The organism is Oceanobacillus sp. AG, from assembly GCF_009746545.1.
GTDB classification, from domain to species: Bacteria; Bacillota; Bacilli; order Bacillales; family Amphibacillaceae; genus Oceanobacillus; species Oceanobacillus indicireducens.
Genome location: NZ_WOWT01000014.1, coordinates 1 through 13,634, shown reverse-complemented (window position 1 = coordinate 13,634; position 13,634 = coordinate 1). Strand labels below are relative to the sequence as shown.

Annotated in this window: 10 protein-coding genes; 2 read left to right on the top strand and 8 right to left on the bottom strand. The window is 37.6% G+C overall.

The features are described 5' to 3' along the window. Positions 1 to 122: 122 nt before the first annotated feature. Positions 123 to 1,211, top strand: coding sequence for a YkvI family membrane protein (locus GN217_RS08995; RefSeq protein ID WP_156856354.1), 1,089 nt, complete (start codon positions 123 to 125; stop codon positions 1,209 to 1,211). 477 nt (positions 1,212 to 1,688) lie between these two features. Here GN217_RS08995 and GN217_RS08990 read toward each other — a convergent pair whose 3' ends face one another. The 3 genes from GN217_RS08990 to GN217_RS08980 are packed head-to-tail and all read right to left on the bottom strand — an operon-like array spanning position 1,689 to position 5,364. Further along, on the bottom strand, positions 1,689 to 3,041 hold the full coding sequence (locus GN217_RS08990; protein ID WP_156856353.1) for a GntP family permease: 1,353 nt from the start codon (positions 3,039 to 3,041) through the stop codon (positions 1,689 to 1,691). A gap of 24 nt (positions 3,042 to 3,065) precedes the next feature. Further along, complete coding sequence (locus GN217_RS08985; protein ID WP_156856352.1) at positions 3,066 to 4,472, bottom strand: four-carbon acid sugar kinase family protein; 1,407 nt, start codon at positions 4,470 to 4,472, stop codon at positions 3,066 to 3,068. Then, the gene (locus tag GN217_RS08980; RefSeq protein ID WP_156856351.1) at positions 4,468 to 5,364 is read right to left on the bottom strand and encodes a 2-hydroxy-3-oxopropionate reductase; all 897 of its coding nucleotides are present in this window, start codon (positions 5,362 to 5,364) and stop codon (positions 4,468 to 4,470) included. The genes GN217_RS08985 and GN217_RS08980 overlap by 5 nt, the downstream gene beginning before the upstream one ends. A 170-nt stretch (positions 5,365 to 5,534) precedes the next feature. Between GN217_RS08980 and GN217_RS08975 the strand changes: the two genes are divergently transcribed. Beyond that, a complete protein-coding gene (locus GN217_RS08975; protein WP_156856350.1) occupies positions 5,535 to 6,149 on the top strand; it encodes a GntR family transcriptional regulator in 615 nt (204 codons plus the stop codon). Between the two features lie 156 nt (positions 6,150 to 6,305). Here GN217_RS08975 and GN217_RS08970 read toward each other — a convergent pair whose 3' ends face one another. The 5 genes from GN217_RS08970 to GN217_RS08950 all read right to left on the bottom strand — a co-directional run bounded on the left by GN217_RS08970 (position 6,306) and on the right by GN217_RS08950 (position 13,485). Next, the gene (locus GN217_RS08970) at positions 6,306 to 7,142 is read right to left on the bottom strand and encodes a Cof-type HAD-IIB family hydrolase (protein ID WP_198042618.1); all 837 of its coding nucleotides are present in this window, start codon (positions 7,140 to 7,142) and stop codon (positions 6,306 to 6,308) included. Between the two features lie 264 nt (positions 7,143 to 7,406). Then, positions 7,407 to 8,846 (bottom strand): glycoside hydrolase family 1 protein, encoded by a 1,440-nt coding sequence (locus GN217_RS08965; protein WP_156856349.1) that lies wholly within the window; start codon positions 8,844 to 8,846, stop codon positions 7,407 to 7,409. Positions 8,847 to 9,017: 171 nt separating this feature from the next. Further along, a complete protein-coding gene (locus tag GN217_RS08960) occupies positions 9,018 to 10,940 on the bottom strand; it encodes a beta-glucoside-specific PTS transporter subunit IIABC (protein ID WP_156856348.1) in 1,923 nt (640 codons plus the stop codon). Between the two features lie 255 nt (positions 10,941 to 11,195). Beyond that, a complete protein-coding gene (gene licT, locus GN217_RS08955) occupies positions 11,196 to 12,035 on the bottom strand; it encodes a BglG family transcription antiterminator LicT (protein WP_156856347.1) in 840 nt (279 codons plus the stop codon). A gap of 127 nt (positions 12,036 to 12,162) precedes the next feature. Beyond that, complete coding sequence (locus GN217_RS08950; RefSeq protein WP_156856346.1) at positions 12,163 to 13,485, bottom strand: 6-phospho-beta-glucosidase; 1,323 nt, start codon at positions 13,483 to 13,485, stop codon at positions 12,163 to 12,165. Positions 13,486 to 13,634: the final 149 nt, after the last annotated feature.

Here is a 13,634-nt window from a genome sequence, read left to right as displayed (position 1 = left end):
TCTTGTAATGATTGGGATAGAATAAGAATATTGTTGTATTGCGTTTCTAGGTAGTAGATTTCGTTTACAGGTTGAACTTTCGGAATTCTTTGTATGTTGCATTCGGACAAGGGGGAATATGGATGAAAAGTATAATCAAAATTGCAAGCGCCTTTGTTGGCGTAATCGTAGGAGCAGGATTTGCTTCTGGGCAGGAGGTTCTTCAATATTTTACAAGTTTTGGTCTTTTAGGAATAATCGGTGCGGTCGTGGCGACTGCTCTCTTCGCCTCCATAGGGATGATCCTTGTTTGGCTAGGAAGTCATACAAAAACAAAATCACATCGCGATGTCATCTATCGAATTGGCGGCCGTGTCTTAGGGACTATAATTGATTATATTATCATTTTTACATTGTTTGGTGTAGGTGTCGTCATGATTGCTGGAGCAGGCTCGAATCTTAATCAACAATTCGGATTACCGGTTATTGTTGGCACGACATTAATGACGCTTCTAGTGCTTGCAGTAGGTATGTTAAAAGTAGATCGTGTTGTTACAGTTATTGGTAGTATTACACCGTTTCTAGTTTTATTCATAATCATTATCTCTATTTATAGTTTTATCACAATGGATGGAACGTTCGCTTCCCTTAACGAAACAGCAAAAGCGGTCCCAACTACATTGCCTAACTGGTTTGTTTCCGCTATTAACTATGTATCCTTTAATGTTGCTGTTGGAGCGGCAATGGCCATTGTAATGGGTGGAGTAGAAAGGAACGAGAAACAAGCAGCATTAGGCGGACTCTTCGGCGGACTAGCTCTAGGTATTCTAATCATATTAAGCCATCTTGCCATCTTCTCACAAGTTGAAACTGTTGGTGGATTGGACATGCCGCTACTTGGAATTGTTAGTGAACTTTCACCACTTTTAGGTTTGCTTATGTCTATCGTAATTTTTGGTATGATTTTCAACACAGCGATTGGTATGTTCTTCTCATTTACGGCTCGTTTTGTGGACATGGAAACAAAGAAATTCAAAATCGCGCTCACGATTATATTGGCTGCGGGGTATATAGCTAGCTTTATTGGATTTACTGATCTTGTAGCATACTTCTATCCACTTATTGGATATCTTGGTCTTGTATTAATGGCAGTATTATTTGCCTCTCCCTTTGTTATCAAGAAACAAGAGAGGAAAGAACTGGAAAATCAGGTGCAAACAAAAATTTCTTAATTTAAGGATTAGAGAAAATAAAAGTTTCATCATGGTTGGGTTTTACTTTTAGTAGCTTCAATGTTTCTTTAGCATCCCAATAGGAATTATCTTTAACCAATAAATCGAATAAAGATAAAACACAGGTAGATGAGCATATAGACAATTTAGGAGGCTCAATGACTGGAACAAAGAGTTAATAAAAATGCATTCATTTTATTACTAGCATTGAGGGTTTATAACCAATACCTGCCTGCAATCAAATCGAAAAGACCTTATACTCATTTACAGTAGAGAGTATAAAAAATAGGAAGGATGCTTTATCTTTAACATCCTTCCTATGTGATTTACTTTAACATAATAAAGTTACTCACTAGATCTATACCCCGGTCCCACTCACTACTTCACTTATCGCTTCATTTTCATATAAAAATGTCCAACAGCATAATTATTTTCTTTTGCATCTTTAATATTCATGCTCGAGTTATAACGTAGAGACTATAATCCTGGTAAAATCGGAGCTAATAGATAAAGAACATAAACCATACCTAACGCTGTCAGTCCGGCAACAAAGCCTCCTAGTGACCAAGCTTTCAATGTTTGTGGTATTGTTAGTTTCCCAAATTTATTAACTACCCAGAATCCAGAATCATTAGGTAGAGATAATCCGATTGCCCCGGCACAAATTGCTAGACCAAGTAAAACAGGTGATACGCCTAACGCAGCCACTTGTGGGCCTAAAATACTTGAGGTTGTAACTAAGGCAACGGTTGCCGAACCTAGGGAAGCACGCAATATTTGAGTAAATATAAATGCAAGTAAGAAGATATGAATACTCCAGCCTTGCATAACACCAATCAAGTGATCACCGATTCCACTCTCATTGATGACAGCACCGAATGCCCCTCCCGCACCAGTGATTAATAGAATAGCTCCGGCTGAATCAACTGCCTCATTAAACATCTGATCATAACCTTTAGAAATATAAGGTTTGAGCACGATAATAGCAACAATTACACTAATGAATAATGCTACATTCTTATCACCAACAAAGGAGAACATTGTTCCAAAGAACGAACCAGGTGCAATCATTTGTGTTACGGTGTTTCCAACAATCAAGATAATTGGAAGCCCTAACATAAAGAAGGAAAGGCCGGTTGAAATTTCTTTCTTGTACGTTTGTTGCTCGACTTCTACTACTTCGTCCGCCAATGAAACTTCACCCTTGGCTTCCATTCTCTTTCCGATAAACATACCATAGTAGTAACCGCCTACAATCGTTGCAACAATTGCAATGATAATTCCATAAACAATGAACAATCCTACATCCGATCCCGTATTTTCCGCAACAATCATAGGTCCCGGCGTAGGAATAACCATACTATGGGATACGATTAATCCAACAGATAAGGCAGTAACAAATGAAACGGAAACAATTTTTGTTTTCTTTGATAAACTTTTTATTAAACCACTAAGAATAACAAATGCTGCATCAAAGAACACAGGTATCGACACAGCTGTCCCGGTCAAACCGATTCCAAGCGGTGATTTTTTTATACCGAAAACGTTTAAAATGGCCTGTGCTATTTTTTCGACGGCACCAGATGCGGACAGAAATTGACCAAAAATAATCCCTAGTCCAATCAAAATACCTACACTGGTTAATGTGCTTCCGAATCCATTAGCCACTATATCCGATATTTCTGTAATAGGGAATCCCACTACTAGTGCGGTTAAAAGTGCAACCCCTATTAATGAAACGAATGGTTCCAATTTTAATTTTAATATTAAGAAAAACAATAACAGCAATGCTGCGACAAAAACTACGATTAATAAATTCCCAGTAATCATGAATATTCCCCCCTGTATTTCTATCTACTCAAGACTTTTTGCAATTGTATAAAGGTCTCTAACTGCTCCGACATTCCCAGGAAAAATGATATACGGCATGTTTGGATACTTGCTGCCACGATCCGTTCTCCACACTGGAATCCCAGGTAAAGCTTGCCCTAGCACAACAGCCTTTCTAACCCCAAGTGCTGTTGTGCCGATTTCAGAAGAGGTGATGCCACCCTTGGCAATAATATACTTTGGTACTGAAGTTAAGGACTTGATAATCCTTGTTAGACCATCAGAAATCTTTACAGAAAGCTCTAATTCCTTCTCTGCCATACCTTCCCCAAGATCTAAACGCTCTCTCTTCGTATAAATCGCACAAGTTTGCCCATTTCTTATGTCCTCGTCCAACTCTTGAATTCTAGCTTGAATTTCTGCTTCAAATTTCTCTTCATCTAAAACAAGATCACTATTAAATTCAATCGGCCTAACAGCATCTAATTTTAATAATTCATTCAGTTGCTGAGTTGTTTTATTTACATGGGAACCGACGATAATTAATCCACCTGATTTCTTGCTTCCAAGGATCATCTGCTCACTGGACAATAAATCTTTATCTGAAATATGCCCAATTATTTTTGTAAAGGATGCTGCCGTCCGATATAAAAATTGCTTACCGTTTTCAATTGCTTTTATAAGTGCAATTGAAAATACCTTTAAATCATCATCAGAAATAGCATTAACAATAACTTTATTAAAACCTTCAATTCCCATTAATTGTTCTGTGATTTTTTCAATATCTACTGCGCGTAAATCGTCAAGTGCGATATAGGTTACATCTTTCTGTTTAAATCGGCCTTGAGATTTTTCTTCCACATATTCGCCAAGATGACTTTTCGTAAAGCCAAATGTCCGATCCTTTGCAAATTCAGTTTCAGCAGCCGGAACTAATGCACCGTCTTTCTCCACGTAGTGAATGTTCTCAATCGTATATCGTCCACCTTCTTTGAAGAACGGAATGATAATTTCACCATCAGCGCTGTTTCCAAGTGTTGCATTAATCGTTTCTGTTTCAAGCGGGAAATGTCCCCGAAGCGTAGAATCACTTCTACTAATAATAAGAAAAGGCTTATCCAATTGCTTCGATACTCTTTGAACCCGATTCGTAATATCTTTATGGACCTGCTCCGTCTTCTCTTTTGAAAATGCCCGTGAATTCGTTAAAATAAAAAACATTTTCTCATCCGATTGGAAACCATCTAATATCGACGCTTCATCCCAATTTGTATACACATGAATACCATGAACTTTTTGAATTCCTGTTGGATCGTCATCAAGTACAACAATTTTGTGATCGAAGTCGTTCATTGCTTGATCATATAACTCATTTAACTGTTTTAAGTCATAATCGGGATAATTATTAAGAATATCTAGCCTCATCTTAATTTTTACCTCCTTGTGGTGTTTCGTGATTTGCTAATTTTTCAAAGTAATCAAGAATAAAAGAGTGATCTTTATCTGCATTGTTGTGCACTACTTCTGAACGAAATATCTCTCTAACTTGGCTTGTAATTGGCAGTGGAACACCGACCTTGCTTGCAGATGATAAGACATTATTCAAGTCTTTAAAGTTAATATCGATTCTTCCACCTGGCACGAAATCCCTTTCAATAATCTTTGGCATTTTTGCATCCATTACGGCACTGCCAGCTAGTCCCCCACGGATCGCTTCAAACATTTTATTTAAATCGACGCCTGACTTACTTGCCAAAACAACCGCTTCGGATAGTGCAGCTATATTTACGTTAACAATAATTTGATTTGCCAATTTCACTGTCGCTCCAGCACCATTGTCACCTACATAGACAATGTTTTCCCCCATTGCTTCAAAAAGCGGCCGAACCTTATTAAAATGTTCCTCCGCACCTCCAGCCATGATTGCCAGTTTTCCTTCAATGGCCATCGGTTCACCACCACTAACCGGTGCGTCTAAACTATACATATCATAAGCTTTAAGCTTCGTAGATATTTCAATTGCTTCTTCTGGTGAGACAGAACTCATATCGATAATAATCGTATTCGGCTTACCATTTTTAGCAATTCCATCCTTTGCAAATAATACATGTGATACATGTGCTGCCGATGGAAGCATCGTAATGATGACATCTGCTTTTTCTGCAATTTCTTTATTTGATTCACATGGATACCCACCTAAATCTGTCAATTCATTGACTGCATCCTTGTTTAAATCCAATAGATAAGTTTCAAATCCCTCTTTTATCAAATGACTAGCCATCGGTTTTCCCATAATACCTAATCCGATAAACCCAATTTTCATAATAAATACCCCCTTGCAAACGTTTACCTTTTACATTGTACACCATTTAATTTTATTTGTATACATTTTTATTTTAAATGTATTCATAATGCGTTTTTTCTTAAACAGTTTATATTGTATAATAGAGTAAACATACGTTACTAGTAGAGTGAAGGAAGAGGGAAATAGAAATGACAAACAAAAAGTTAACAATATATGAAAAAACTTATGAAATGATTAGAGATATGATATTTACCGGAAAACTAACAAATGGGGAAAAAATAGTAGAAACAAGACTTGCGGAACAACTTGGAGTAAGTCGTACGCCGTTGCGAGAGGCAATCAAGCGATTGGAACAGGAAAAGCTAATTCGTAACAATCAAATTTCCAATCCAACCGATCAAGATTATCAAGATATTTTCGAGTTGCGAATTCTAATTGAAAAATACGCGATTGTAAAAGCTACTCAATTTTTTACGGACGATGATATAAAGATCATGGAAGATTTAGTGGAAATTGGTTACACAGGCGATAGCGAAGAAGTTATGGAGGCGAACAAATTATTCCATGAAAAAATCGTCAATGCCACGAAAAATAATTTCATGATAGAGACGTTTAATCAAATGCAATCGATTATTTATTTGTTCCGTAAGACCGTTCTATATCAGAAACGCCCCGGGTTAATTGATGAACATAAGGAGATTGTGTTAGCAATGAAAGATCGGGATGGAGAAAAAGCAGAGAGATTGATTGAAGATCATTTGAAGGCTGATTTGGAGTTTGCTTTGTATTATTTGCGAAGATGATTGAAGTAATAAAAACACGAAAATCATCCATTCTCTTTAGAGGGATGATTTTTCCATGCCGTTTATGCGGAACTGCAGATTATGCTATAAAGTCCTCTAGCCTTCTAGCAGGACTTTATAGTATCAAAACCCGTTCGATCAAGCATTATTTTCTTTTTATATCAACTCATACTTCCTAAAACTATTAAATATCCCATTTCCATCAGGAGTATCCGTAATATCATCAGCTGCTAGCTTCAATGCTTCTTTAGCATTCCCCATAGCAATTCCATGCTGAACATATTGAATCATTTCCAAATCATTCATCCCATCCCCATAAGCAAATGTATTCTTTCTATCCATGTTCAAATGCTCTAACAGCTTGACAATAGCTGTCGCCTTATGAATTCCCGGAACAGATAATTCCCCACTGTTTTCACCGAAGATAGGTACCGTGCTAGGGATAACATTGAACTTGGCTCCAAATTCTTCACTTATTTTCTCGATCGGTATGTCTGATCCTAAAAAGGAAATCTTATTAATATCATCTCTTAGCAAACTTTCTCCTTCAATCAGCGCATCATGGAAAGGAAGGATTCCCTTTTCCGCTTCTTCCTTTACCTCAGGATTTGCTTCGATTACTTTATCAATGATGGAACGTATATGCTTTTTGCAGTGCTTACTAGCAAATAACCCCCCATTGGACTCCAAATAAAAATCAATGCTATGCTGATTAAAGTAATCAATCAGATGTTGGACATCTTCTGGATCCACTGTTTCATGCAGGATAACTTCCTGCTCGACTTCGATGTATCCTCCTGCTGCGCCAATAATGCCATCGAATCCTATGTCCAGGATATCATCATATAGTTCCGCTCTTGATCGCCCTGTGCAAATAAAAACGAGATGACCATTCTCCCTCGCTTTTTGCACCGCAGTCTTTGCTGATTCAGGGACCACTCCATTATCATTAACGAGTGTCCCATCAATATCCAAAAAAATAATTTTCTTCAAACCATTCAACTCCTGTACTACATTTATCACGTATTAACGGTCTGTAATACCCCCACTTCTAAACATGAGGGAAAACCAATATGTGAGAGTGGGGATATACAGTCCGTAAATACCTGATTCTGTTCAACTAACATTCAGTGGGGGGGAAGGACACCCCACTGAATGAAGTTTCTCTTTATCCTACGTTAAAAATAACCTCCAATTATCCCAGAGTACCTGACAATTGGAGGCAACAATTACATATAATTGAGATTTTCTTCTAGATTAAAGCTTTTCCCCATTCGTTGCAATAACATCTTTATACCAATAGAATGATTTTTTCTTTTTACGTTCTAATGTACCATTGCCTTCATTATCCAGGTCTACATAGATAAAGCCATAACGCTTAGACATTTCGCCCGTTGATGCACTGACAAGGTCGATACATCCCCAAGAAGTATAGCCCATTACTTCCACACCATCTTCAATGGCTTCCCCAATCGCATCAATATGTTCTCTTAAGTAATCGATACGATAGTCATCCTGGATACTGCCATCTTCTTCTACTTTGTCATAAGCGCCTAAACCATTTTCCACTACAAATAATGGTACTTCATAACGGTCATAAAGCTCATTAAGTGTAACACGTAAACCTGTTGGGTCAATTTCCCATCCCCAGTCACTTGCTTCAAGGAATGGATTTTTAACGCCGCCAATCATATTACCCCTACCAACTTCATCTGCAGTTTTTTCTTTTCTTTCTGTACGGGACATATAGTAACTTAAAGAAATAAAGTCAACCGTTCCTTCTTTAATTAGTTCTAAATCGCCGTCTTCCATTTCGAGATGGATATCATGTTCTTTGAAATAGCGATTAATGAAAGCAGGATATTTCCCACGGACTTGAACATCTGTACAGAAATTATTAAATAAACGGCTTTCTTCAAGTGCATACATGACGTTTTCCGGATTGGAATCATAGGCATAAACCGGGGCATAAATGATCATACAGCCTACTTGAGATTCTGGAATAATTCGATGTGCCGCTTTAACAGCAAGTGCACTTGCGACAAATTGATGATGCAGCGCTTGAAATGTTGGTTGATACCTATCTTCTTCTTTTTGAATCGAAAATCCTAATCCCATGATTGGCATCATGAATCCACTATTTATTTCATTAAATGTTAACCAATATTTCACTTTATCTTTATAACGATTTAGTACCGTTTCAACATATCTTTCGAAAAATGTGATAACCTCGCGATTTCTCCAACCACCATAATTTTTCACTAAGTTTAATGGCATTTCATAGTGCGATAACGTGACTAACGGTTCAATATTATATTTTGCCAATTCATCAAAGACACGGTCATAAAATGCTAGTCCTTCTTCATTTGGCTCCAGCTCATCTCCATTAGGGAAAATTCTGGACCATGCGATGGATAAGCGATATGTTTTGAATCCCATTTCAGCGAATAAGGCGATATCTTCTTCATACCGGTGGTAAAAATCAATACCTAAATGGTTCGGGTAGTAATATTTATCTTTGTCAATCTCCCAGTCAAATCCTGGTTCACTTAATATTTTAAGCCTTTCTTTACCACCTGGCAAAACATCGGCAATATTCAATCCTTTATTCCCTTCACCAAAGCCACCTTCTAATTGGTTCGCAGCCGTTGCTCCTCCCCATAAAAATCCTTCTGGAAATCTCGTATTTTTTGTCATGTTAATGACCTCCTTCATTAATATCGTCATCCAAGCTGTTTTTCCCAACGCTTGGATAACACACTTTATTCAAACAGTGATACAAAACATTTTAGTCTCTCCTATGTTTTTATAACAAGTCTACTGCATTTAATTGTGCATCTTTTCTTGCATTACCATAGAAGCTTTACTTTATTTATCTAAAAATATAATTTGCTTTCCTACCTGGATCGTTCCTTCTTCTGCAGTTTCAATGGACGTATATTGATCAAAGTTTGTAATAACTACGGGAGTAACAATATCATAGCCAGCTTTTTCAATTGCCTCTATATCAAACTCAATAAGCAATTGTCCTTTTTCTATTTTGTCTCCCTGCGCAACATGTGCGTTAAAGAACTGTCCTTCCAATTGAACCGTATCCATTCCAATATGGATTAATAATTCTGCGCCATGCTCTGTTACAATACCAATCGCATGCTGTGTATCAAATAAAGCCGAAACCGTACCAGCTACAGGTGAAATTAACTTTCCTTCCGAGGGCTTGATTGCTATACCTTTTCCTAATGCACCTGATGCAAAAGCTGAATCGGAAATGTCAGCTAACTTAATAGCTTCACCATTTAATGGACTTTCAATTACTTCACTTGCGACACTTGGTTTCGTTTCATCTTTCGCTTGGGGAGCTGGTTGATCTGATTCTTCCTGGTCTTTATTTACGCTACCAAAGAAGTATGTCAGTACAAAAGATAACACCGTTCCAATGGCAGCAGCGATAAGAGCACCGAAGAATGCGGCATTCATACCTTCTTCTGGATGGATAAAGCTAGGTATTTGGAATATTCCAAGTCCACCCATGTTATGACCAACCGTACCAAATAGCCCCAATAATGCACCGCCAATACCTGATGCGATCAGTGTGAAAATAAATGGTTTTTTAAGTGGTAAAGCGATCCCATACATACCAGGCTCTGTAACCCCGAATATGGCTGATATGATAGCGGGAGGGCTTAATGTTTTCAATTTTTGTTTTTTCGTTCTCATCCAGATTGCTGTAAGAGCACCAGCTAGTGCAAAGGAATGGACAAACATTAATGCTAAGATTGGGTCCCATCCTTGACTGACAATATTGTTGATTCCAATCGGGACAAGTCCCCAGTGCAGTCCAAACATAACGAATACTAACCAGAAAGCCCCTACCACTGCCCCGGCAATTACAGGAGTCAGTTCATATAACCAAGTGGTTCCTGCCCCGAGCAACTGACTTGCCCACGTGGCAATTGGACCAATGACCATAAAAGTTAATGGAACAATGATCAGTACTGTCAACATCGGAACGACAAACGTTTTTACGACGTCTGGAATCACTTTCGCAAAATAATTTTCCAGCTTTGCAGCGAAAAATGCAGATAAAATAATTGGAATAACCGACATCGCATACGTCATTAAAATAATAGGAATACCAAAGAATTCAATATAAACCGGTGATTCAAATAAAGTGCCTGCAAATAACGTGTATAAAGGTTCACCTGCTTGAGCAGCTGGATCAAGCGCTGGATAAACTAGTGCACCTGCTATCAACATCCCTAAGAAAGGAGTTCCACCAAATTTCTTCATTGCTGTATATCCTAGGAATATTGGCAGGAAGTAGAACAATGCATCTCCAATCGCATTTAAAATCTGGTAGGTTCCACCCGCTTCATTCAACCATCCCATCGCAATAAATAACGCGTTAAACCCTTTGATCATACCTGAAGCTACTAATACAGCTAAGATTGGCTGGAAAATTCCAGAAATCATATCGATAAAGCGGTCTAATAAGCTACCCTTATCTCCATTATCATCCGGGTCATCAACCGGGCTATTCGATTCGAAACCGCCTTCAGCGACAACCGCTTTATAAACATCAGGTACATGGTTCCCAATTACAACTTGATACTGCCCGCCGCTTTGTCTAACCGTAACGACGCCATCCATGTTTTCCAACACTTCTGTATTCGCTTTTCCTTCATCCTTTAGTTTAAAGCGTAAGCGGGTAATACAATGGACTACACTGTTAACGTTTTCTTTACCGCCGACATTCTCAATTATGTCTTTCGCTAACTGCTCATACTTCATCTTAAACCCTCCAATTTCAATCTATTTTTTTAAAATAAAAACCCGAATGTTTTTGCAAACAAGGGTAAATATGATTCCATACATGTTTGTTTGCACTTTTGTTACAGCTCGGAAAGTCACTTTTCTTCGCTTGTGTAAAGTACAAAATCCCCTTTTTACAAAACATTCGGGTTATGCCCAATAAAGGTTACATTCCCTAACATTTTTTATAAATGCTATTAAGTTTATTCATTAAAGTTTTTTAAATAATCCTACCTAAATTCGATTGGTTAACCGATGAATATGCAAAGTTAAATATAAAATTTCATCATGTGAAATGGACCAGTTATAGTCTTTTTTTATATACGACGCAATTCTTTCCGCACATTGAAAGGCTTTATTATATTTTCCTTTCACTTGTTCAAATAAGAATTCATCATACGTATCTTCCAGTTTTTCTTTTCGAATAAATCGTAGGGCAAAAAAGCGCAGATGTGTTAAAAATCTCTCGTAATTAACCGAATCTTCATCTAATTCCATTTGAAAGTAATACTTTACTATATTTAATATATCATTAACCATTTCAGTCATCTGCACGGTCTTTGTCATATTATCTCCAGAAAGTTGACTATTAACAAAATGCAACGCGATGGAGGCAGCTTCATCTTCCGGTAATTCTATATCTAGTTTTTTGTTAATAATTTCTAGGGCCTCTAAAGCTAACTTGTATTCTTGTTTATAGTACTTCTGAATTTCCCATAGCAAAGCATTTTTTAAATCGAAACCTTGTTTATGTCTCTCCACTGCAAAACTCAAGTGATCAATCAAAGCAACATATAAATAATCATCTAATTGATAGGGGAGCCGCGACTTGGCCAATTCGATAATTTGATAAGTTAAATCTAAATATATCTCCGGAATTTCCTTTAACAGCTCCGCAATCTTATTGGAAACTCCTTTATTTTCCAGAATAAATGTCTTTTCAATTTTATCGGGATCAATGGTAGACCCTTCCTTTTTCTGAAAAGCTAATCCTAAACCCATGACGACGACTTCTTGATTCCTCTCATTATAAGTTAGCGCCACATTGTTATTTAATATTTTTTTGATTTTCATTTTACCCACACCTGAATAATATTTTATTAATTCTAATCATAACGTGGTAAGTGTATGGGACGGGCAATGAAAGAAAATCAACTCTTTGCCCAACACCTCGTTAACTATTATGTTTTCTCATTCATCATTAATTATTCTGAAACTGTGGTAGATGTTCTTTATGTGCTTCCAGCATTTCATCAAGAATTTCTTTTGCTACTGTGTCAGATGGAACGAGTGGGTTGATCGTCATTGCTAGAAGCGCTGTTTGATAGTTACCGGTTACAGCGGCCTCAGCTGCCACTCTTTCGAATGATTTAATTTGCTGTACAAGACCTCTTGTCGCTACAGGTAAATCACCAATTGCGATTGGCTTTGGACCATCTTTTGTAATAACAGAATTGATTTCAACAGCTGAGTTATCTGGAATGCTTGCAATTGCTCCGTTATTAATCGTATTAACAGGCTGAATGTCCCTGCGATCATTATAGATAGAATCAATTAAGCTACATGCTGCATCACTATAGTAAGCACCGCCTCTTTCTTCTAATTGAGGTGGTTTGATTGTTAAATCTTCATCTTTATATAACTCAAATAATTCTTTTTCCAACTTTTGGACAACTTCTGCTCTCGTCCCTTCTTCCGCCGCTGCTTTACTTTCTTCTTCAAACATCTTACTGGTCTTGTAGTAATAACGGTGATACGGACAAGGAATCGCTTGAAGTGCTTTCAGGAAGTCTGGTTCCCATTTTAAGTCGACAATATTTCTCATCGTCCCACTTGACACATCACCTGAAGCAATCTTTTCAATATACTGATCGGTATAAACTTCCCCGTCCAGGTAGACATTTAATCCGTAAATCATGTGGTTCAATCCTGCAAAATCAATTTGAATTCGTTCAGGCTCAACACCTAATTGATCGGCAATCCCCATTTTCATTCCGACTGGGACATTACATAGACCGATGATTTTCTTCCAATTACTATGGCGAAGAACTGCTTCCGTCACCATTCCTGCTGGGTTGGTGAAGTTAATTAGCCATGCGTTCGGACAGAGTTCTTCCATATCTTTAACGATATCTAAAATAACTGGAATCGTCCTTAAACCTTTGAATAGTCCACCTGGCCCATTAGTTTCTTGTCCAATTACACCATATTTTAAAGGAATACGTTCATCTTTCGCACGTGCTTCCAGTAAACCGACACGTAACTGGGTTGTTACAAAGTCTGCATTTTTCAATGCCTCCCGGCGGTCTAAAGTAAGATGTACATCGATTGGCAATCCAGCTTCTTTAATCATTCGCTTAGCTAAGCCACCAACGATTTCCAGTTTCTCTTGTCCTTCCGGGATATCGACTAGCCAAAGCTCACGAACTGGCAAACTATCATACCGCTTAATAAACCCTTCGACTAACTCCGGAGTATAGCTTGATCCTCCCCCTATCGTGACAATTTTAACGCCTTTACTCATAAAATGACCTCCTAATACTAAAACGTATTGTCAAAAGTTTCTTAGTAAAAACCTGTGTTTTCATTGTTTTTATGCGTTTTAACACAAAAAAACTTGCCACCCCCTTAAAAATAGGTTATTTATGAGGTAACCACACACTCAAAATACCT

Excerpts from the sequence above, each read along its gene's own strand:
- GN217_RS08995 (WP_156856354.1), top strand. The coding sequence starts at position 123 with ATGAAAAGTATAATCAAAATTGCAAGCGCCTTTGTTGGCGTAATCGTA.
- GN217_RS08990 (WP_156856353.1), bottom strand. The coding sequence starts at position 3,041 with ATGATTACTGGGAATTTATTAATCGTAGTTTTTGTCGCAGCATTGCTG.
- GN217_RS08980 (WP_156856351.1), bottom strand. The coding sequence starts at position 5,364 with ATGAAAATTGGGTTTATCGGATTAGGTATTATGGGAAAACCGATGGCT.
- GN217_RS08975 (WP_156856350.1), top strand. The coding sequence starts at position 5,535 with ATGACAAACAAAAAGTTAACAATATATGAAAAAACTTATGAAATGATT.
- GN217_RS08965 (WP_156856349.1), bottom strand. The coding sequence starts at position 8,846 with ATGACAAAAAATACGAGATTTCCAGAAGGATTTTTATGGGGAGGAGCA.
- GN217_RS08960 (WP_156856348.1), bottom strand. The coding sequence starts at position 10,940 with ATGAAGTATGAGCAGTTAGCGAAAGACATAATTGAGAATGTCGGCGGT.
- licT (WP_156856347.1), bottom strand. The coding sequence starts at position 12,035 with ATGAAAATCAAAAAAATATTAAATAACAATGTGGCGCTAACTTATAAT.
- GN217_RS08950 (WP_156856346.1), bottom strand. The coding sequence starts at position 13,485 with ATGAGTAAAGGCGTTAAAATTGTCACGATAGGGGGAGGATCAAGCTAT.